Raw genomic sequence first — 21,146 nt, 5'->3', positions numbered from 1 at the left:
CTAATCCGCGCCTTCGTCCAGCAGGCAGACCCGGTTGCGCCCGGCGCTCTTCGCGTTGTAGAGGGCACGATCGGCCCTGCTGAGCAGGCGAGCGGGGTCGCGGCCGGTAAGCGGCGTGAGGCCGATGCTGGTTGTGAACCGGATTGCCCCGGAAACGGTAGCTGCCGGGCTGTTCTCGACTGCCTGGCGAAGGCGTTCGGCGAGTGCGCGTGCTTCATCCAGGCTCACGTCGTGCAGCAGCGCAGCGAACTCCTCTCCGCCTAGGCGCGCTGCATCGTCCTGCTGGCGCAGGCTTTGGCGAATCAGGTGCGAAACGTGGCGGAGAACGTCGTCTCCGGTCCCGTGCCCGAAGCTGTCGTTGATGTGCTTGAAGTGGTCCAGATCGAGCATCAGCAGCGCGCCACGCCGCTCGGGTTCGCGCTGCAGCGCGTCGATGGCCGCGTCCAGGCAAGCCATGAAGCTGCGGCGGTTGGGCAGACCGGTCAGCGCGTCGGTTGCCGCAAGCTCGTAGAGCCTGCGTTCGCGCGTCTTGCGCTCGGTGATATCGCGCAGCAGCCACACGCGGCCCAGGCGCCGCCCCTCATGCTCGATCGGCAGCCAGTCGATCTCCATGGTGCCGCCGCTTTCGCTGTCGACCTCGATGCTGCGTCGCTTCTCGCCGGTCGAATCGGGTGCGGGCTGGTGCAGCCAGCCCGCTCGCTCGGTGCCCAGCCGCATGCACAGGGTTTCGTGCTGCAGCCCGATCAGTTCGCCGGGCAGGCCCGGAATGCTGAGAAGCTCGCACAGGCCCTGGTTGGCGGAGCTGATGATGCCGTTCTCGTCCTCGATCAGCACGCCGCCCGGGAAGCGCTCGAGCACCGTGCGCAGGCGCAGTTGTTCGGCGGCGAGGGCCGCCCGGGCGTCGCGCTTGTCCGAAATGTCGATCAGCGTCCACACGACCTTGCTTTGCGGGTCGGTGGGGTCAAGCATGACGGCATGGGCATCGAACCAGCGCTCCGTGCCGCGGTTGTCGAGGAGGGGGAGCTCAAGGTTGATTTGCCCCGTTTCGCGCAGCCGGCGATAGTGCTCGGCCATGCTTGCTTCATGTTGCGGACTGGCGTGGAACTGCGGAGCCTCCATGTCGGCCAGATTGCGCCCCGGGGGCGCAAAGATCGCGCTGGCGCGGCCGTTGGCCTTGAGGATCCGGCGCTGCGGGTCCATCAGGGCGATTGCCGCCACGCTGTGGTCGAGCAGGGCGCGGCGAAGCTGGGCGTCGGCCACGCGCTCGGTGATGTCGCTGAAGGTGCCTACGACGCGAACGGGCCGGCCTTGGCCGTCTCGGTCCACGACCCGGCCGCGGGTGCGCACCCACACCCATTCGCCCGAAGTCTTGCGCAACCGGAAGGAGCCGGAGAGCGGCTTGTCCGGATTCGCGAAGATGTTCGCGTATTGCTCCTGGTGGTCCGCCGTGTGATCGAAAGGGTGGACAAGCGCAAAGATGTCCGCGGCAGGATCGGTTGTCTCGATGCCCGGGCGCCCGAGCATTTCATTGCTCCGCTCATCGAGGGTGAGCTCGTCGTTCTCCAGATCCCATGCCCACAGACCGTCTCCCACGGCGCCGATTGCCTGGCGGAGGCGCTGCTCGTTCTCGCGCAGCCGCTCCGCTGCGAGGTGCTCGTCGGTGACATCGCGGATGTAACCGTGCCAGAGAATGCCACCGTCCTCGGTGGGCTCGGGGTTCGATTCGCCGAGCAGCCAGCGCGTATGCCCCTGCGGGTCGAGGATGCGGTACTCGGCACGCCATGGCATGAGCTTGGCAACAGAGCGCTGGATAGTCTCGTGCACCGGTGCCAGGTCGTCCGGGTGGATGCGCTCGAACAGCGGCGCGGCGTTGTGCCCCAGTGCCTCGGGCGTGACACCGAAGAGTGCCTCTACGCCCGGGCTGCAATACGGCATGGAGGATTGGCCGTCCGCCGTGAGCAGGAACTGGTACAGAAAGCCGGGGACGTGTGTGACCAGCTTCTCCAACCGCTCGCGGGCCTGGGCAAGCTCGCTCGCCTGGCGCGCATGGCGCAGCCACAGGGCGCTGAACAGCAGCGCGGACAGCAGGATGAGCAGGGAGCCCAAGGCGTTCTGCGTGCGGCTGTCGCGGACGGTCTTCTGCACCGTGGCGAATGTGGTTTCCACGCTCAGCCCGATCGCGGCCACGACCGGGTATCCGGGCACCCGGTGCCAGGCGTAGTAGCGTTCCACACCATCCACCGGCGCCACGGCGGTGAAGCTGCCTTCTTCCAGGTCGGGATGGACGAGGTAGGGGCGATCGGCGGGGACGCTGGTCTCCAGCGCGACCTCCAGCGGTCCTGAGTGCGCCATGAAGCGGCCGCTGCCCAGCACCAGTGCGGCAACGTCTTCCGCGTTCGGGTAGAGCGCCCGCAGATTCCTGGAGAGGTGGGCCGAGGAGACGGCGACGATTACCACTCCGGCAAAGGTGCCGTTCCGGATCAAGGGGCGGCTGAACGGCACGATCCATTCACCGGAAACTCTGCCGCGAACCGGCTGGCCGACGAAAAGTTGGGGCGTTCCCCCGTGCAGGTGGGCACGGAAATACGTACGGTCGGAAGTGTCTTGCGGCTCGGTGGGCGCGCCGCTTCTGCCGGCCAAGGTGGAGTAGAGGACGAGGCCGTTCGCATCGGTGACGCTGACGCTGCTCAGGGCCCCGTCGGGCAGTGCCAGGTGCGCCCGCAGGAGTGCCTCGCGTGCTTTCTTGTCTTCGTCCTGCGTCCAGTGATCGGTGAGGTGCCCGGTGAGGTAGTCGATCTTGCGCAACAGGGCATTGGTTTGCAGCGCGAGGGCGTGGGCCGTCTCTTGTCCGCGCAGATGGGTGAGCGTCTGGGCCTGTTCCAGCAGGCTCACATGCGTCTGGTGGAGGTGGAGCCAGTACCCCCCGAGCAGTGTCAGCAAGACCAGCCATCCGGCCAGCAGACGGCCGACGGGGCTGCGGCCCGCGAGGTGGGCGCCGCACTGCCGGAACAGACGGAAGAACATCAGATATCGGGCCTGGTGCGGGTTGGGTGCGGAACGGTGCTTCAGGCGCTTGACGCGTGCTCCCGGTAAACGCGCTGAACAGTCGGTCGCTTCGTACGGGCTACGGTGTTCGACTCCCCCTGAACTGGGAGCGAACAAATAAATTCTATCAATTTGCGAAGTAATCCAACTGTGTATTTGTTGGGTTTCATCGCCATTTTTCCGATCCCGCTACCCGCTCTGGGCGCATTGGACGTGGCCCGGGGTACACTCGCGGATCGTCCATCTTCATTCCTTCTGCACACGCTCATGGCCCAACTCGTCCTCAAACCCGGCAAGGAGCGTTCGCTTTTCCGCCGCCATCCCTGGATCTTCGCCGGCTCGGTCGAGCGCCTCGACGGGCGCGCGCGGGCGGGCGACACCGTCACCGTACTGTCTGCCGAGGGCAAGGCGCTGGCGCGTGCCGCGTGGTCGCCCGCCTCGCAGATTCGCGCGCGGGTGTGGAGCTTCGACGCCGAAACCGTGATCGACCACGCCTTTTTCAAGCGTGCCGTCGCCGCATCGGTTGCGCGGCGCGCGGTGATCCCTGCCTTGCACGGTCAGGAGGGTGTGCGCCTGATCCATGGCGAGTCCGACGGCCTGCCGGGTGTGATCGCCGACCGTTACCGGGATGTGGTGGTGCTCCAGCTCACCAGCGCGGGCGCCGACAAGTGGCGCGAGGCGATCGTCGCCGGCCTGGTGCAGGCCACCGGCTGCGCCGTGGTCTACGAGCGTTCGGATTCCGAAGTGCGCGCGCTCGAAGGGCTGGAGTCCCGCACCGGCTGCGCGCATGGCGAACTGCCTGCGGACACGCTCACCATCCTCGAGAACGGCGTGCGCATGGAGGTGGACGCCGCAGGCGGGCACAAGACCGGTTTCTATCTCGATCAGCGCGACAACCGCCTGCTCACCGGCCAGCTCGCCAGCGGACGCGCGGTGCTCAACTGCTTCTGCTACACCGGCGGCTTCTCGCTGCAGGCGCTGGCGGGTGGAGCGTCGTCGGTGCTGTCGATCGACTCCTCCGGCCCGGCGCTGGCGTCTGCCCGGCGCAACCTCGCGCTCAATCCGCAACTCGATGCCAGCCGCGCCGAGTGGCTGGAGGCCGATGTGTTCAAGGCCCTGCGTGCGCTCAAGGAAGAAGGCCGCAAGTTCGACCTGATCGTGCTCGATCCGCCGAAGTTCGCGCCCTCCGCGGCCCATGCGGAGCGCGCCGCGCGCGCCTACAAGGACATCAACCTGTTCGGCTTTCGCCTGCTCAACCCGGGCGGCATCCTGATGACCTATTCCTGCTCGGGCGGTATCGGCCAGGAGCTGTTCCAGAAGATTGTCGCTGGCGCGGCGATCGACGCCGGTGTCGATGCGCGCATCCTCTACCGTCTGTCGGCTGCGCCGGATCACCCGATCGGGCTCGCGGTGCCGGAAGGCGAGTACCTCAAGGGCCTGGCCTGCCAGGTCGGTTGACGCAGGGTGCCTGAGCGACGCACGGCTTCGTCGTTCAGCCCAGGCGAGTCGCCGGCACCTTGCTGACCGCGCTGTCCCGCGCCGGGGCGGGCTCGCCGATGACCGTGTGCAAGGGAATCACGCCAGCCCATGCGCGCCAGTCCAGATCGGCCGGCTCGTCCTTGACGCCCCCGTTGCGCACCTTGGCGGCGGCTTCGTCCAGCGCGATCCGGAGCACAGCGGTGGCATCGACCTCCTTGCGGGTGATCGGGCGCAGGCTGTCCCAACGGCCGGGGTAGAGGCCATCTATGAAGCTTTGCAGGCTTTCCTGCTTGCGGACGGGGTCCGTCACCGCTTCGAAGCGCCCGTAGAGGACAACCGACCGGTAGTTCATCGAATGGTGCAGTGCCGAGCGCGCGAGCACGAGGCCGTCGGCCAGGGCTACGGTCACGCAGGCCTCGCCCTCGGTGAGCGCCTTGAACATGCGCGAGGCCTTGGCGCCGTGGATGTAGAGGTGGCCGCCTTCCCGCCAGTGGGTGATGGGGATGGCATGCACGCTGCCGTCGATCTGGAAGGCGACGGTGCAGAGCATCGCTGCGTCGATGATCTCGGCGATCGTTGCCGCATCGTAACGGGCGCGATCGGGGAGGCGGCGGATCCGGGTGCGGGGCGAAGGGGCTGCAGACTGGCGCATCATCGAAGGGGCTCCGGTGGGTTGTCGATGAGCGGATCGTACGGGCTTGGTGGTACCTTATGTAGGGCCACCAAAGCACGAGAACATGGAGCCATGCTGGAATTCGACTGGCTGTTGACGCCGCTTGCCGGCGATTCGCTCCCCCGCCAGCGCGCCCTTTACCTCCGTCTGCGCGAAGCCGTTCTCAGCGGGCGGTTGCCCGCCGACACGCGTCTGCCGGCGAGTCGGCGCCTGGCCGCAACGCTCGGTATTGCGCGTAATACGGTGCTGTTCGCGTATGAGCAGCTCGTTGCCGAGGGCTGCCTGGTCGCCGACTGCCGGGGGACGCGCGTTGCGCGCCTGCCTGCGCGCGAGGGGCGAGAGGAACGAGAGGGGATGAACGCTCGTGGCGGGGCGGCCACCCCGGACTTGTCCCAACGCGCAGTCGTTGCCACACAGCATGAGCCAGCGCGCGACGCGGAAGCGCTGCCGTTTTCCCCCGGAGTGCCGGATTTCGGTGCCTTTCCTTTCCACAGCTGGCGGGCCTGCCTGGAGCGCGCCTGGAAGGACGCCGGCTGGCGCCAACTCGGCTACGCCGCCCAAGGCGGAGATCCGGCGCTGCGCGAGGCGCTGGCTGCGCACCTGACCAGCGTGCGGGGGCTGGTGGTGGAGGCTGGACAGATTCTCATCACCAGCGGTTCGCAGATGGCGCTGGATCTGTGCGCACGCCTGCTCGCCGACCACGGCGACACCGTGTGGGCGGAGAACCCGGGCTATCTTGCTGCGCGCGTGGCTTTTGGGCTCGCAGGCTTGCGCATCCACGACGTCGCACTGGACGCGGAGGGCCTGTGCGCGACCGACCAGGACTGGCGGCAGCACCCGCCCAGACTGATCCTCGTCACGCCCTCGCACCAGTACCCCACCGGGGCGGTGATGTCGCTGGCTCGACGCTTGGCGCTGATCGAGCGTGCTGTCCGGGCAGGCGCCTGGATTGTCGAGGATGACTACGACAGCGAGTTCCGGCGTGCCGGACCGGCACCGCCCGCCCTGTTCGGCCTGCAGTCGGACGCGCCCGTGGTGTATGTCGGGACGTTCAGCAAGACGCTGTATCCTGGCTTGCGATTGGGCTACCTGGTGCTGCCGCGAGGGCTTGCGCCCGATTTCATCCATGCGGCCGCACACGCCACGCGAGCCGGGCAGGGTGTGGAGCAGCGTGCGCTGGCCGACTTCATCCAGCGCGGCTTCTACACCAGTCATTTGCGCCGCATGCGTGGGCTCTACAGTCGTCGCCAGGCACTGCTGCGCTTGGCTCTTCAGGAGGCGTTCGGCCCGGGCGCACAACTCTCGGGTGGAGAAGCGGGGCTGCATCTGGTGATGACCTTGCCGGAACGGATTGCGGACGGCGGGGTCGCAGAGCGGGCCAGCCGCATCGGGCTCGGGGTGCGGGCGCTCTCCGCCTATGCGAGGCCTCCGGTGCATTGCAATGGGCTGGTTCTGGGCTACGGCAATCTCGATGAGGACAACGTGGCTGAGGCGGTAAGGCGCTTGAAGGCGGTGGTCGCAGGAGGGTGAGGACGTGGCAGTTGTGGCGGGTGGGCAGGATTCGAGCGCCGTGCGGATGCGCGCGCTATGGGTGAGCGGCGCGCTGGCGGCGACCCTTTTCGTCGGGACGATGGGCTATCTGTGGCCGCTTCGGCCGGGTGCGATCGCATTGCAGTTCGCCTGGCACCCGCAAACCTTCGGTGCCATCGTCCATCTATGGCCGCCAGAAGGCCTGGAGCGGTATCGCAGCCATCTTCCGATCGATTTCGTGACCCTGCTGGCCTACGGCAGCTTTGGCTGGCTGCTTGCGGTGCACACACGGGTCTTTGCGTTGCTCGGCCGCGGCGGGCAACTGTTCGCGCGCCTGTGCCTGCCGCTGGCGGCGGGCTTCGATGCGGCGGAGAACGCCTTTCACTGGTGGCTGACCGAGATGCCGCGCTTCGGTACGCCGCAGACCTACCTGTACACCACCGCCTGCTCGACGATGAAGTGGGTGCTGCTGATCGGATTCGGTCTGCTGGTGCTTTGGTCGCTGGCGCGTGCAAGGGACTGAACACCGCATGGATGGCAGCGGAGCAGGGGCCCGGACGGGCGGCGCCCGCCGGGCATTCATGGCAGCAAGGCATCCACGACAGACAGGAGGACATTGAACATGAAGCCCCGCATCAGCGTCATCACCCTGGGCGTGGACGCGCTCGAGCGCGCGCTCGCCTTTTATCGCGACGGACTCGGCTGGCCGACGGAAGGTATCGTCGGCGCGGCGTCGGAGCATGGCGGAGTGGTTTTCTTCGACCTTCAGCCCGCGCTGAAGCTGGCGTTGTTCGCGCGCGGGAGCCTGGCGCTCGATGCCGGCCTAGCGGACGCGGCACCCGGTGCTTGCCATGGCGTGCAGGGCGGCGGGGGAAACGGAGGCGCGCCCGCGTTCGCGCTCAGCCATAACGTCGCCGGCCGTGCCGACGTGGACGCTGTGCTGGCGCAGGCCGCGTCGGCCGGCGCGCGGATCACGCAGCCGGCGCGCGACACCTTCTGGGGCGGCTATGCAGGGTACTTCCTGGATCCGGACGGGCATCTGTGGGAAGTGGCCTGGAACCCGAAATGGCCGCTGCCGGACGATTGACTCGTCTTGCCGGGAAACGGGGAGGAACCGGACAGGGGGGCGTTTTGTCCTTAAACTCATGCCGGTGAGCGCGTTGGCGCTCCTTCACGAGCCTCTCCCTTTCTTCCGATCCGGTTGCCCATGCCCTCCAGTCGAACCCTCATCACCCTTTTCAGCCTCGTCGGACTCGCCGCGCTGGGAGGCTATGCCTGGCATGTGAATCGCACGCCGGCCCCGGGGCAGCCTGTCGCTGCCCAGGTCAAGACAGCCGGGGCAGGGGGTGGAGGGGGCGGCGGCGCGGGGCAGGCTGCTCCGGTCGTGGTGGAGACGCAGGCGGTGAGCGTGCGTGTACTCGACGACGACGTGAGCGCGGTGGGTTCGCTGGTCTCCAACGAGTCCGTCGTGCTTCGCCCGGAGGTATCGGGCCGGATCGAAGCGATCCACTTTCGCGACGGCGAGCCCGTGCGGCGCGGCGAGGTGCTGGTCGAGCTCGACGCCGCGGTGCAGCGCGCCGAGCTGCAGCAGGCGCGCGCCAACCTGACCCTGGCCGAGGCCGACTTCAGCCGCACGCAGGATCTGTTCGGGCGCAAGTTCGTCAGCCGCAGCAGCCTGGACGATGCGCGCGCCAAGCTCGAGGTGGCGCGTGCGGGGGTGGCGCTGGCGCAGGCGCGGCTGGCACGCATGCAGATCCGCGCGCCCTTCGACGGCGTGGTGGGCATCCGCAGCGTGAGCCCCGGCGACTTCGTCAAGGATGGTGATGTGCTCATCAACCTCGAGGACATCGCCACGCTGAAGCTGGATTTCCGCCTGCCCGAGCTCTACCTCGATCGCGTTCGCTCCGGGCAGACGCTGGAACTCTCCAGCGACGTGCTGCCGGGCGAGCGCTTTGCGGCCACTGTCGAGGCGATCGACCCGCTGGTCGATGCCGAGGGCCGCGCCGTGCGCCTGCGCGCGAGCCTGCCCAACCCTGACATGCGGCTGCGCCCGGGCGTGTTCGTGCGGGTGCGGCTGATCCTGGCCGAGCGCGGCGAGGTGGCCATGGTGCCCGAGGCTGCGCTGGTGCCGGCGCCGGGCGACGTGCAGTTCGTGTATCGCGTGGCTGACGGCAAGGTCCAGCGCGTGAATGTGCGCACCGGCCAGCGCCGCGACGCGATGGTCGAGATCGTCGATGGGTTGCAGCCGGGCATGGTGGTGGTCACCGCCGGGCAGCTCAAGCTGCGCGATGGCGCCGAGGTGAAGGTGGCGGCGGCCGGCATGGCGCCGCGGGCGGACTGAGCCATGGTCATTTCCGATATCTGCATCCGCCGCCCGGTGTTCGCCACCGTGCTGTCCCTGCTCGTACTGCTGATCGGCCTGATGTCCTACTCGCGCCTCACGGTACGCGAATATCCCAACATCGACGAGCCGGTGGTCACGGTGGATACGCGCTACCGCGGCGCCAGCGCCGAGATCGTCGAGTCGCAGGTCACCAAACCGCTGGAGGATTCGCTCGCCGGCATCGAGGGCGTGGATGTGCTGTCCTCGATCAGCCGCCAGGAGCGCAGCCAGATCACGGTGCGCTTCCGCGTCGAGCGCGACGCCGATTCGGCCGCGGCTGACGTGCGCGACCGTGTGTCGCGCGTGCGCCAGCGCCTGCCCGACGACATCGACGAGCCGGTGATCGCGAAGGTCGAGGCCGATGCCAGCCCGATCATCTGGGTGGCGTTCTCGTCCGACCGCCACTCGCCGATGGAGATCAGTGACTTCGCCAACCGCATCATCAAGCCGCGCATGCAGACCCTGCCCGGCGCGGCCGACGCGCGCCTGTACGGCGAGCGGCGCGCCTCGATGCGGATCTGGCTCGATCGCGACCGTCTCGCCGCCTTCGGACTCACGGTGCAGGACGTGGAGGATGCGATCCGGCGCCAGAACGTGGAGCTGCCCGCCGGCCGCATCGAGAGCCGCGCGCGCGAGTTTGCCGTGGTGGCGCAGACCGACCTCACCGAACCGGCGCAGTTCGAGGCCATCGTTCTGCGTCAGGGTGCCGGCGCCGATGCCTATCCGGTGCGCGTCCGCGACGTCGGCCGGGTGGAGATCGCGCCCGAGAGCGAGCGTACCTCGGTTCGCTTCATGGGGCGGCCGGCGGTGTCGCTGGGCCTGATCAAGCAATCGACCGCCAACCCGCTCGACCTCAAGCGTGGGCTGGACGAGATGCTGCCGCGCCTGGAGAGCGAGTTGCCCGAGGGCATGTCGATGAAGATCGCCAACGACACCACGGTGTTCATCGAGCGTTCGATCGACGCGGTGTTCTCCACCATCTGGGAGGCGGTGCTGCTGGTGGCTGCGGTGTGCCTGTTCTTCCTGCGCAACTGGCGCGCGATGCTGGTGCCGCTGGTGACCATCCCGGTGTCGCTGGTGGGCGCCTTCACGCTGATGCTGGTGCTCGGCTTCTCGATCAACACGCTTACGCTGCTCGCGCTGGTGCTGGCGATCGGCCTGGTGGTGGACGACGCGATCGTGATGCTGGAGAACATCTACCGCCACATCGAGGAGGGGATGGCGCCGGTGGCCGCAGCCTTCAAGGGTGCCAAGGAGATCGGCTTCGCGATCGTGGCGATGACGATCACGCTCGCGGCGGTGTACGCGCCGGTGGCCTTCATGACCGGGCGCACCGGCAAGCTGTTTACCGAGTTCGCGCTCACGCTGGCAGGGGCGGTGCTGGTGTCGGGCTTCGTGGCGCTGTCGCTGTCGCCGATGATGTGCTCGAAGCTGCTGCGCCACGAGCCGAAGCACGGCGTGATCTACAACAGTATCGAGCGCCTGCTGTCGGGGCTCACCGCCGGCTACCGCGGCGTGCTTGCAGCGGCGCTGAAGGCGCGCTGGCTGGTGATGCTGGTGTTCGCGCTCGTCGCCGGCAGTTCGGTGTGGCTGATGGGCCAGCTCAAGACCGAGCTCGCGCCGCTGGAAGACCGCGGCCGCGTGATCGGCATGTTCACCGGGCCGGAGGGCGCCACGCTCGACTACATGGCGCGCTATGCGGCCGAGATCGAGGACATCTACGCCGGCCTGCCCGAGGTCGACCGCTACATGGTGATCGCGGGCAACCCGACCGTCTCGCAGGGCATCTCCTTCGTCGGCTTCACGGACTGGGAGGACCGTACCCGCACGGCCAACGAGATCTCCGCCGACCTGCAACCCAAGTTGCGCGCGGTGGCGGGGGTGAACGCCTTTCCGATCCTGCCCGCATCGCTCGGCCAGAGCGTGCGCTCGCGGCCGGTGAGCTACGTGATCGCGACCTCGGACAGCTACGACGAACTCGCCCGCGTGTCCGACGCCTTCCTGGATGCGATGGGTGACAACCCGGGCTTTCTGTCGCCCGACACCAACCTGAAGCTGACCATGCCCGAACTGGCGGTGGAGGTCGATCGCGACCGTGCCGCTGACCTTGGCGTGGCGGTGGATGCGATTGCGCGTACGCTCGAGAGCATGCTCGGCGGCCGCCAGGTCACGCGCTACAAGGAAGATGCCGAGCAGTATGACGTGATCGTGCAGGTCGCCGAGGACGCTCGCCGCGACCCGCGCGACATCCGCGACATCTACGTGCGGGCGCGCAACGGCGAGATGGTGCCGCTAACCAGCGTGGTGAAGGTGAGCGAGCGCGTGGCGCCCCGCGAACTCAACCACTTCGGCCAGCGTCGCGCGGTGACGATCTCGGCCAACCTGGCGCCGGGCTATGCCCTGGGCGAGGCCTTGCAGTGGATGGACGACACGGCCGCGCGCATCCTGCCGCCGGGCTACAGCACCGACTACGACGGCCAGTCGCGCGAGTTCAAGACCAGCTCGGAGAGCCTGGCGCTGGTGTTCCTGCTCGCGCTCGCCTTCATCTACCTGGTGCTGGCGGCGCAGTTCGAGAGCTTCCGCGACCCGTTCATCATCATGCTCACGGTGCCGCTGTCGATGACCGGCGCGCTCGGCGCGCTGTGGCTGACCGGCGGCACGCTCAACGTGTACAGCCAGATCGGCCTGGTCACGCTGGTGGGCCTGATCACCAAGCACGGCATCCTGATCGTCGAATTCGCCAACCAGCTGCGCGAGCAGGGCCGCGAACTGCGCGAGGCGGTGGTCGAGGCCTCGGTGCTGCGCCTGCGCCCGATCCTGATGACGACCGGCGCCATGGTGCTCGGCTCGGTGCCGCTCGCGCTGGCCACCGGCGCCGGCGCCGAGAGCCGCCAGCAGATCGGCTGGGTGATCGTCGGCGGCCTTCTGATCGGCACCTTCTTCACGCTCTTCGTGGTGCCTACCGTCTATACCCTACTGGCACGGCGCGAGCGCGAGGCGCCTGCCGAGGTCGCGCAGGGCGTCGCTGCCTGAAAACAAAGAACCCCGCCGCACGAGCCGCGCTGGCGGGGTTCTTCATCGTGCGGAGTTGGCGATCAGCTTTCGGCGGCGACCCTCTTCAGGTACGCGTAGATCTGATCCTTGATCAGCAGCTTTTCCTTCTTCATGACTTCGAGCTCCACGTCGCTGGCCGGCACGATGTGGGTTTCGATATTGTGCACCTTCTCATCCAGCTCATTGTGCTTCTCGAAGAGCTGGGTGAAGTGGCGGTCGTGATGCTTGAGACGGGTGATCAGGTCGCGGTATTCGGGGAACATGGAAGGCTCCTGCGTTCAGGGTTGCAAAAAGCATGAAATGGCTGAACCTGCGCTTGAACCCAGTCTACTCCCGCTTTGGGTGCGCGGCCAGCGCGGCCGCCCCCGTTTCGAGCGCTGCTCAGCCGAACAGATACGGGAACAGCCGGGCGCGCTCCTCTGGGCTGAGCGTTTTCATGCGCTCGACATTGCGCTCGGGGATGCCCTCAATGTCGGGATAATGCTCGATCGCCTTCTCCAGGCTTTCCTCGCGGATGATGTGCAGCAAGGGCCAGGGCGACCGGTTGGTGAGGTTGCCGGGGTCGTCCGCCTCGGTATCCGCGAACTGGTACTGAGGATGGAAGCTCGCCACCTGCAGCTCGCCCTCCCAGCCGAACTGCTCCATCCACAGGTCGACCGCGTCGAGGAAGTCGTTGTACTCGGCGAAGTCCCCGAGCATGTCCGGGATGGCGAGCAGGGTGGTCTCGAGTGCCTCCACCGGAGTGTCGGCGAGGTGCTCGAGTTCGGCCTGGAGGTCGTCCAGCAGGACCTCGGCGTTTCGTGCGTGGCTGACCGCGATGCGCACGCGCTTCTCGCGCCGCGGCCGGGCGGCGAAGGGGCAGAGGTCCAGGCCGATGACGACTTGGTCGAGCCACTGCTCGATGTCGGCGATGATCTGTTCGTCCATGGGGGTTCCTTCAGGTGGTGGGGGCCGGGGGGGGCAGGTGCCGCAGCGCGGCGTTCAGTACGGCCTGGGGAAGGTCGGGGCGCAGACAGTCCAGCTCTTCGAGCGCTGGCCAGGTTTCGCGGAACTGGCGTTGCCAGGTGAGTTGTCGCTTGGCGAGCTGGCGCGTGGCGGCGATGCCCTTGAAGCGCAGTTCGTCGTAGCCGATTTTACCGTCGAGGTATTCCCATGCCTGACGATAGCCTACGCAGCGCATCGAGGGCAGGGCAGGGTCGAGCCGGTAGCGGGCACGCAGCTGGCGCACCTCGTCGATGAAGCCCGCGTGCAGCATGGCGTCGAAGCGGTCGGCGATGCGCGCATGCAGCACGCTGCGGTCGGCGGGGGCGAGCGCGATCGGCAGCAGGCGACAGGGCAGGGCGTCGTCCTCTTTTCGGGCATAGCTCTCCGCAAGCGGACGACCAGTGAGGCGGACGATCTCGAGTGCGCGCTGGATGCGCTGCGCGTCGCCCGGCTCCAGCCGTTCAGCGGCTGCGGGGTCGAGGCGGGCAAGCTCGGCATGCAGGGCCGGCCAGCCGCGCTCGGCGGCCTCCTGGTCGATTACGTGGCGCAAGGCGGGGTCGGCGGCGGGCAGGTCGGAGAGGCCGTCGTGCAGGGCCTTGAAGTAGAGCATCGTGCCGCCTGCCAGCAGGGGGATGCGGCCGCGGGCGGAGATTTCGCCCATCAGCCGTATTGCGTCGGCGCGAAAACGCGCCGCGGAATAGCACGCTTCGGGCGTCACTACGTCGATCAGGTGGTGCGGGCACTCCGCGCGCTCGGCCGCGCTCGGCTTGGCGGTGCCGATGTCCATGTCGCGATAGACCAGCGCGGAGTCCACGCTGATGATCTCCACCGGCAATGCGCGTGCAAGCGTGAGTGCGCAGGCCGTCTTGCCACTGGCGGTCGGGCCGAGCAGCAACAGGGCGGGGGGCAGGCGACCGGCGTCCCGTTTGGCCACGGGGCGGGCTTCGGAGATGAGATCGGTGTGCGCGGAAGGAGCAGGCTGGGACACGGTGCGGCGAAGAGTGGGCGTGGGCGGGATTATCCCCCAAAGCGCCGGGCGTGCCGTAAATGAAAGGGGCGGGCCCATTCGGGCGCGCCCCCTTGCGCTGCGGTCCTGCAGGGGATCAGCGGTTGGCTTTGAGCATTGAGCGCGTCATGCCGTCGAGCGGCAGTGCGTAGTCGTGCACGGCGAGTGCGACGTTGGTCTCGGGCTGGATCACCTTGAGGTTAACGAACACCATCTCGCTGCTTTGTGCATAGGTGCCAACAATAACAGCCTGGGCGTTGTGCGAGCTCGCGATGTCGCGGATCTCGCGGGTGAGCATCAGTTCGCCCTGGTCGCGGGCCATATAAACGTTATTGCGAAACTTCATCTCGATCATACGGTAGCCAGCATGCGTGAAGCGTGCCGAAACCTGTTCCGATATTACCCGGCCCAGCGTCGACGAGCGGTCGAGTGCGTCAATGTTTACCACTGTGGCGACGATCAGCGGCTGGTCCTTAGCGAGTTGTCCCTGCAGGCTGCCAAGCAGCTTGCTTGCAGCAGCGTAATTGGCAGGAATGAGCGGATTGGCCGCGGCCTGTTCCCAGGTCAGGTCCTGGCGCGCATTGACCGCGTTGGTGGCGCAGCCAGTGGCAGACAGGGCAACGGCGCCCGCGAGCGCGGCAAGGAGGGGTTTGCGCATCAGCATCATTCTCCTCCCACGACCTGGAAGGTCTTCATGATGGGCTTCGGTCTTTCGTCGCGCGACAGGTAGAGGCTTTGGTCTGCGTCGGCAACGTAATAGACGCTGGTGTTGCGCGCGATGTGACGATTCGCGTCGCTGACCGTTGTATTGACGATGATTTCCATGGACGGTGTAGTGCCGTCCGCGAACTCGGATTGGAACCACGCATGGGCATCCGCACCGCCCAGTGCGAGCAGCGCGGCCTTTGCCGGGCCGTTGGACGCGTACTCGACAATGTCGTAGAGCACCCACAGACCTGCGCCCAGCGTCGTTGCAGTGCCAGCATGACGGTACTGGGGCCGGTCCGCAGAGAAGGGCACGGCCTGGGTTTCTACGCCAACGCGAAGCGCACCCTCGGGAGAGCGCATCAGGGCATGTCCGCCGTCGATCAGGGCAGTGATGAGCTGGCTCGTGAAGGCACGCTCGAAGGGGGATGCGTCAGCGTGCTGGTTGACGAAAAGTGGGGTGTTCTCGGGGAGGCGGGCGGAGAGCTTTGCGGCCACGTCCTTGGCAATTGCGTTCCAGTGCGCCGCTGCCTGCAGCTTGTGCTGTTTGCTTGTTTCAAAGTTGGTCGCCAGTGGCGCAGGAGCGAAGGGCGTGGCGCATGCGGTCGCCAGCAGGGCTGTGGCTGCAACCGCAGCGGCGGTGAGGCATTTCTTCATTGAATGGGATCTCCGCAATCGAATTGCCTTTGTCATTTCCATTCATGACGCAGGCGTGGCTTGTTATTGAAACTGCTTGTTACGCGCTACCCGGAAGCTAACAGAACGCACGCCAGGCTTCAATTTCAGCGTGCTGAAGAATGCGAAATAGTTCCGGGGTCCGAGCTGCACAAAAAACAGGCGCTGCAGAGGAACGCTTACACGACAGGGAGTTGGATGACTTGTCCACAGCTTATCCCGGTCGCTGTTCACGCTGGCTGGGGACAAGCCGGCGTCAGTCGCTGGCCTCCTGGCGTCGTCCCTGCTTGTTGGCGTACATCGCGTGGTCGGCGTGGCGCAGCAGGCCTTCAGCGCTGTCGCCGTCGTCGGGGTAGAGCGCGCAGCCGGTTGCGCCCCCGGCCAGGATGCTTGGCAGCGCATCGACATGAAGGGGCTGGCTGAGTACCGTGTCGATGTGCGCACGGACGCTTTCGAGCGTTTCGCGATCAGGCACCCGGTCGACGAGGATGACGAACTCGTCGCCCGCATAGCGCGCGACCAGGTCCTCGCTTCGCACCGCCTGCTTCAAGCGGGCGGCGATCTCCTTCAGGACGCGGTCGCCCACCTCGTGTCCGTGCGAGTCGTTGATTTCCTTGAACCGGTTCAGGTCGATGAACAACACGCCGAGGTGGGGGTGGCGGCGGTCGTCGCGGATGTCCGTGATGCGACGCTGCAAGCCCTGGACCAGCGCCTCGCGGTTGGCGAGGCCGGTAAGGCGGTCGGTGCGCAGGCGTTCCTGCATGCGCTCGAAGTTGCGTGCTAGTTCGCCGATCTCGTCGCTGCGATCGATGTTCACCGGGCTGTTCAGGTCCCCATCGCCCACCCGCCCGGCAATCGCGGACAGCAGTCGCAGGTCGCGCGATACCCAGCCCAGGATCGATAGCCCGATGGCGATGGCGACGGCCACAGCAAGCGCAGCGAGGGCGACGGTGCGGCGTACGTTCTCGAAGACGCCGCCAAGGTAGTCGCTGGCCGGCATCGCAACCACGGTGATCCAGTCCAGCCCTGCGTTGTCCTGGACCCGATCGAACGCCGCGTAGATGAGGCTGCCGGAGTGGTCGGTGAACTCGAACACTCGCGGTAGCCGTTCGTCGGTGCGGTTTTCGATGCGTTCGCGTACCGTCTGATAGCTCGCCTTGACGAGCGGATGTGTGCTCTCGCTCGCAGCGATGCGTCCGTGCGTGCCGTCGGGCAGGGTGATCACGTTTTCGCTGGCGGAGGATGCGATCAGATTGCCATCGGGTTCGATGATGAAGGCGACGCCGTTGGGGGAGACTGTCAGCCGTGACACGAAGTCGTTGAGCGCCTTGAGCGACACGTCCGTCGCGACCACGCCTGCAAAGACGCCTCCCGGGGTCGGGACGCTACGGGCACGGGTCGCGACCAGTTGCAGCGTGCCGAAGTCGATGTAGACGGAAGTCCAGGTGTCGGAGGAAGAGTCGCGTCCGTCGGTGTACCACGGACGGGTGCGTGGGTCGAAGAGGTTCTTTTCGCGGCGTATGAATTCGAGCGGGCCGTCGATCCCGCTGAAGCGATAGATCGCACGGTGTTCGTCCGCCTTGAGCTTCATGCGCAACTCGACGTCTTCCCCGTTGTGCCGATACAGGCCGATCCCTTGGCCCATCTCGTTGCCGTAGTAGACGTAGTTGTTCGGGTCGGTGTGGATGGCGGTGGCGATCCACAAGCGTGCGCGCAGTTCGTGGAAATCCTCCTGGATCTCTGCGGGTGCAGGCAAGCCCTGCGGGAACGCCGTCTCGAGGACTGCACCGGAACCGACGATGTGGCGGTCGACTGCCTGTGCGATGCGCCCCACGACCTCGAGCAGCAACTGTTCCGATACGGTGGAGACGGCGCGTCGGCCCGTGTCGTAGGAGAGCAGGCCGATGGCCAGCGCCAGCCCGAGTACGAGAACGACGTACGGGACGATGAGCACGACGCGAAGCGACGTGCGGCGAATGCGGCGTTGTTCCATCGTGAGTCGCAGAGAATATGGCGGAGGGATTGTCATCGGTTGCTGCGGATGCTGCAACCACGGATTGTCGTGAAACGTCGTTGAACTGCGGCGACGGGTGCTCTTTCCGTGCGTGCGGACCTCGTCTGCCGTGGAGTCGAGCACAGAGTATGTCCGCGCACGGGGGCGGGTGCTTGCGGTTATCATTCGGCACCTTCGCATCCGGGCCGAGGCCGGTGCGCATCCTTCGGGGCCGTGTTTTGAAGATCTTCTCTCCGCTGTATGAACGGGCGATGTCGTGGTCGCGCCATCGTCGTGCGCCTTGGTTTCTCGGTGTCCTGAGCTTTGCCGAGTCCTCCTTCTTTCCGATCCCGCCGGACGTGATGCTCGCGCCGATGAGCCTGGCGGAACCGCGGCGGGCCTGGTGGTTCGCCTTACTCACCACGGTGACGTCGGTGCTGGGGGGGCTGTTCGGCTACCTGATCGGCCATTACGCTTTCGATCTGGTTGAGCCGTGGCTGAGGACGAGCCACTACTGGAGCGCCTACGAGCAGGCGGTTGCGTGGTTCGAGCACTGGGGCTTCTGGGCGATCTTCGTGGCGGGCTTTTCGCCGATTCCCTACAAGGTGTTCACGATCGCGGGCGGCGTGGCGGGCATGGCCTTGCTGCCGTTCACGCTCGCATCCATGGTGGGTCGGGGCGCCCGCTTCTTTCTGGTCGCCGGCCTGATGGCCTGGGGCGGTGCGCGCATGGAAGCGGCGCTGCGCACGTATGTCGACCGTCTGGGCTGGGCGACGGTTGTGCTCGTGGTGGCGGGGGTGCTGGTCTATCGCGCCTGAGCGCGGCGCAAGCGGCGCTCCGCGATCGGGGTGGTGCCTGCCTTGGTCCCTGCCTCGCTGTCTGCCTTATTGTCCGCGCATGAAAAAGCGGTCCAGCTCCGCCATGCTGAACTGCGTCCAGGTGGGACGGCCGTGGTTGCATTGGTCGGCGCGCTCGGTCGCTTCCATGTCGCGCAGCAGGGCGTTCATCTCGGGGAGGCTGAGCTGGCGGTTCGCGCGCACCGCGCCGTGGCAGGCCATGGTGGCGAGCAACTCATTGCGCCGTGCGGTGACGACCTCGGTGGCGGGAAAGTCGCGTAACTCCTGCAGCAATTCGCGCACGAGTTCGGCGACTGGCGCGCGTGCGAGCAGCGCAGGAACGCTGCGTACCGCCAACTCCTGCGGTCCGGCTGCGCCGATGTCGAAGCCCATGCCGGCCAGCACTTCGCTGCACTCTTCGGCCGCGGCCATGTCTTTTGCGCTGACGGAGAACACTGCTGGAATCAGCAGGCGTTGTACCGCAGGCCGGCCATCCAGCACGGTCTTGAGCTGCTCGTACAGGATGCGTTCGTGCGCGGCGTGCATATCCACGAGAACCAGCCCGGACGCGTTCTGCGCCAGGATGTAGACCCCATGCAGCTGGCCCAGCGCGAAGCCCAGCGGCGGTGCAGCACCGGGGGCACCGGCCGGCGCGGTGGTGTCGCTCGTGGAAGTGGTGGAGACGGAGCCTGCCGGAGGCGGGCTCGACCGCGCCAAGGCATCCGGGCGCGCGCCCAGCGCGAAGTCGAGGTAGCTGCGGCTGGCAGGCTCCATGGCGAGACTGCCCTGATGGGCGCGGGCGGGCGGCCAGGCCGCTTGCATGCCCGCCCGCGGGGCGGAAATCGGGTGCGCTGCTACACCCGTCGGAGACTGCCCGCTCAGGTCGGAACCGGCTTCGTCCGTGAGGCCCTGGGGCCGCCCCGCGCCGCTCTCTGCGAGTGCGCGTTTGAGTGCGTGGTAGACGAACTGGTGCACCGCGCGTGCTTCGCGGAAGCGTACCTCGATCTTCGCTGGATGCACGTTCACATCCACCCCGGCGGGATCCATGGAGAGGAACAGGACGTAGGCAGGGTGGCGGCTGCCGTGCAGGATGTCGGCATAGGCCTCGCGCACCGCATGGGTGAGCAACTTGTCGCGAACGAAGCGGCCATTGACAAAGAAGTACTGCGCGTCGCGGCTCGCGCGCGAGTAGGCGGGCAGCGACACGAAACCGCTGACCCGCAGGGGGCCGGCGTCGGCGTCGAGTGCACGCGCGTTGCGAATGAAGTCGTCGCCCATCAGTGCCGCGAGGCGTGTGGCGGCCGGTGCCGGCGGCAGGCGATGGATCACGCGTCCGTTGTGCGTCAGTTGCAGGCCGAGGTCCGGGCGGGCGAGTGCGATGCGGCGGAACATCTCGTCGCAGTGGGCGAACTCGGTGCCTTCGGTCTTGAGGAACTTGCGCCGTGCCGGCGTGTTGTAATACAGGTCGGCGACATCGACCACGGTCCCCTGGTCGAGTGCGGCCGGCTCCGGCTCGCTGCGGCCGGCGTCGATGCGCCAGGCATGGGTTGCGCCTTGCGCCCGGCTGGTGATGCTGGTGCGTGCGACCGCGGCGATGGCGGCGAGTGCTTCGCCGCGGAAGCCCATGGTGCCGACGCGCTCGAGATCGTCCAGGCTGGAGATCTTGCTGGTAGCGTGGCGCTCGAGCGCGAGCGCCAGTTCATCGTGGGGGATGCCGCAGCCGTCGTCCGCCACACGGATGCGGCGCACGCCGCCCTGTTCGAGCTGAACTTCCAGGGTTCGCGCACCCGCATCGACTGCGTTCTCGAGCACTTCCTTGAGCACCGAGGCGGGACGTTCGACCACTTCGCCGGCGGCGATCTGGTTGACGAGCAGGTCGGGAAGGCGATGGATATGGGGCATGAGCGCGTCCGGCACGATCGGCCCGGCATTATACGGGGCCCCGGCTGCGGTCTGATCAGCTGGTCCGGGTTATGATCGCGGCAAGAGGTTGTGGCGCAGGGGGATGGAGATGAGCGAGGCCGCAGTTTTGGGGGCGGAGGGCGGTTGCGGCCGGTGGCTTGCGCTGTCGCTCGTCGGCATCTTGCTGATGGCCTGCTCCTCACCGGGCACCGCGCCTACGCTGATGCGAAGCGCCGGCTTCGATCTGCGCCAGCTTGCCAAGACGGACATCAATCGCGTTGCGGAAACCCATCAGGTGCACGTGCTGGCCAGCGTGCGCCGGCTCACCGAGAAGCTTTACCGGCGCAATCCGGGCGAATGGCGCAAGAGCGACACCGGCAGCATGGAGGCGGCGGTGGTCCGCATCTTCGAGCAGAAGCATCGCTGGCGCTTTGCGTCCATCGGCTACCGGCGCGACATCGATGCCATGCACGTCGCGCTGCACCCGGATTATCGCGGCGATCGCGTGCAGGCGCTGGCTGTGGGGCTTGCCAGCATGGTGCAGGCTGCGCTCGGCGACCGGGAAAGTTTCTACATGCTGGATGATCTGGAGCCCCAGCACATCTACAATGCGGCCCGCAACGTCGAGATCGTGGCCTGGAAGCTGGCCAATGCCCGGGATGCCCAGGGGCACCTGCTGCTGCTCTCGAACGAGATGGGCGAGCTGTCGAACCTGAGCTTCGAGCGCGAGTTCGGCCGCATCATCGGCCTGCTCGATGCGCTCGCCGATGTCGTCGAGGAAGAAACCGACCGCACGGTCACGCGCGTGGTGCAGAACCTCGCGACGGCGGTATTCCTGCCTGTTTACTGAACGCCCGGGCAAAGCGAGCGTCTTGCCCTTA

Annotated in this window: 17 protein-coding genes; 8 read left to right on the top strand and 9 right to left on the bottom strand. The window is 67.0% G+C overall.

What is annotated here, in order from left to right; genetic code table 11:
* On the bottom strand, positions 1–3,024 hold the full coding sequence (locus ACNKW1_RS02945; protein ID WP_418363093.1) for a diguanylate cyclase: 3,024 nt from the start codon (positions 3,022–3,024) through the stop codon (positions 1–3).
* A 288-nt stretch (positions 3,025–3,312) separates the two neighbouring features.
* Here ACNKW1_RS02945 and ACNKW1_RS02940 point away from each other — a divergent pair, with 288 nt between their 5' ends.
* Positions 3,313–4,503, top strand: coding sequence for a class I SAM-dependent rRNA methyltransferase (locus ACNKW1_RS02940; protein ID WP_418363092.1), 1,191 nt, complete (start codon positions 3,313–3,315; stop codon positions 4,501–4,503).
* Between the two features lie 34 nt (positions 4,504–4,537).
* Here the strand turns inward: ACNKW1_RS02940 and ACNKW1_RS02935 are convergent, their stop codons facing one another.
* The gene (locus ACNKW1_RS02935; protein ID WP_418363353.1) at positions 4,538–5,176 is read right to left on the bottom strand and encodes a pyridoxamine 5'-phosphate oxidase family protein; all 639 of its coding nucleotides are present in this window, start codon (positions 5,174–5,176) and stop codon (positions 4,538–4,540) included.
* Positions 5,177–5,272: 96 nt separating this feature from the next.
* Between ACNKW1_RS02935 and ACNKW1_RS02930 the strand changes: the two genes are divergently transcribed.
* From ACNKW1_RS02930 to ACNKW1_RS02910, 5 genes are all read left to right on the top strand, one after another.
* The gene (locus ACNKW1_RS02930) at positions 5,273–6,727 is read left to right on the top strand and encodes a PLP-dependent aminotransferase family protein (RefSeq protein ID WP_418363352.1); all 1,455 of its coding nucleotides are present in this window, start codon (positions 5,273–5,275) and stop codon (positions 6,725–6,727) included.
* Positions 6,728–6,731: 4 nt separating this feature from the next.
* The gene (locus ACNKW1_RS02925; RefSeq protein ID WP_418363091.1) at positions 6,732–7,250 is read left to right on the top strand and encodes a hypothetical protein; all 519 of its coding nucleotides are present in this window, start codon (positions 6,732–6,734) and stop codon (positions 7,248–7,250) included.
* A 99-nt stretch (positions 7,251–7,349) separates the two neighbouring features.
* Positions 7,350–7,814: a VOC family protein gene (locus ACNKW1_RS02920; protein WP_418363090.1), complete on the top strand. Its 465-nt coding sequence runs from the start codon at positions 7,350–7,352 to the stop codon at positions 7,812–7,814.
* A 120-nt stretch (positions 7,815–7,934) separates the two neighbouring features.
* A complete protein-coding gene (locus tag ACNKW1_RS02915; protein ID WP_418363089.1) occupies positions 7,935–9,068 on the top strand; it encodes an efflux RND transporter periplasmic adaptor subunit in 1,134 nt (377 codons plus the stop codon).
* A 3-nt stretch (positions 9,069–9,071) separates the two neighbouring features.
* Positions 9,072–12,143, top strand: a complete 3,072-nt coding sequence (locus tag ACNKW1_RS02910) for an efflux RND transporter permease subunit (RefSeq protein WP_418363088.1) — start codon at positions 9,072–9,074, stop codon at positions 12,141–12,143.
* Positions 12,144–12,205: 62 nt separating this feature from the next.
* Here the strand turns inward: ACNKW1_RS02910 and ACNKW1_RS02905 are convergent, their stop codons facing one another.
* The 6 genes from ACNKW1_RS02905 to ACNKW1_RS02880 all read right to left on the bottom strand — a co-directional run bounded on the left by ACNKW1_RS02905 (position 12,206) and on the right by ACNKW1_RS02880 (position 17,527).
* Entirely contained in the window at positions 12,206–12,427 is a 222-nt protein-coding gene (locus ACNKW1_RS02905) for a YdcH family protein (protein WP_418363087.1), read from the bottom strand.
* A gap of 118 nt (positions 12,428–12,545) precedes the next feature.
* Positions 12,546–13,091, bottom strand: a complete 546-nt coding sequence (locus ACNKW1_RS02900) for a DUF1415 domain-containing protein (protein WP_418363086.1) — start codon at positions 13,089–13,091, stop codon at positions 12,546–12,548.
* 10 nt (positions 13,092–13,101) lie between these two features.
* Positions 13,102–14,082, bottom strand: coding sequence for a tRNA (adenosine(37)-N6)-dimethylallyltransferase MiaA (miaA, locus tag ACNKW1_RS02895; RefSeq protein WP_418363085.1), 981 nt, complete (start codon positions 14,080–14,082; stop codon positions 13,102–13,104).
* Positions 14,083–14,251: 169 nt separating this feature from the next.
* Complete coding sequence (locus ACNKW1_RS02890) at positions 14,252–14,821, bottom strand: FlgO family outer membrane protein (RefSeq protein ID WP_418363084.1); 570 nt, start codon at positions 14,819–14,821, stop codon at positions 14,252–14,254.
* Positions 14,818–15,516 (bottom strand): hypothetical protein, encoded by a 699-nt coding sequence (locus tag ACNKW1_RS02885; RefSeq protein ID WP_418363083.1) that lies wholly within the window; start codon positions 15,514–15,516, stop codon positions 14,818–14,820. The genes ACNKW1_RS02890 and ACNKW1_RS02885 overlap by 4 nt, the downstream gene beginning before the upstream one ends.
* Before the next feature lie 274 nt (positions 15,517–15,790).
* Complete coding sequence (locus tag ACNKW1_RS02880; protein ID WP_418363082.1) at positions 15,791–17,527, bottom strand: diguanylate cyclase domain-containing protein; 1,737 nt, start codon at positions 17,525–17,527, stop codon at positions 15,791–15,793.
* A 239-nt stretch (positions 17,528–17,766) separates the two neighbouring features.
* Between ACNKW1_RS02880 and ACNKW1_RS02875 the strand changes: the two genes are divergently transcribed.
* Positions 17,767–18,345 (top strand): YqaA family protein, encoded by a 579-nt coding sequence (locus ACNKW1_RS02875; protein WP_418363081.1) that lies wholly within the window; start codon positions 17,767–17,769, stop codon positions 18,343–18,345.
* A 66-nt stretch (positions 18,346–18,411) separates the two neighbouring features.
* Here ACNKW1_RS02875 and mutL read toward each other — a convergent pair whose 3' ends face one another.
* Positions 18,412–20,265, bottom strand: a complete 1,854-nt coding sequence (mutL, locus tag ACNKW1_RS02870) for a DNA mismatch repair endonuclease MutL (RefSeq protein ID WP_418363080.1) — start codon at positions 20,263–20,265, stop codon at positions 18,412–18,414.
* 109 nt (positions 20,266–20,374) lie between these two features.
* Here mutL and ACNKW1_RS02865 point away from each other — a divergent pair, with 109 nt between their 5' ends.
* Positions 20,375–21,115 carry a hypothetical protein gene (locus ACNKW1_RS02865; RefSeq protein WP_418363079.1) on the top strand — a complete coding sequence of 247 codons (741 nt, stop codon included), beginning with the start codon at positions 20,375–20,377 and terminating at the stop codon, positions 21,113–21,115.
* Positions 21,116–21,146: the final 31 nt, after the last annotated feature.

Origin of the sequence: Thauera sp. WH-2 (assembly GCF_048321015.1) — a bacterium.
In the GTDB taxonomy this organism is placed as follows: Bacteria; Pseudomonadota; Gammaproteobacteria; order Burkholderiales; family Rhodocyclaceae; genus Thauera.
Note: the sequence above shows the minus strand (reverse complement) of the source record. Positions and strands in the feature narration are given on the sequence as shown.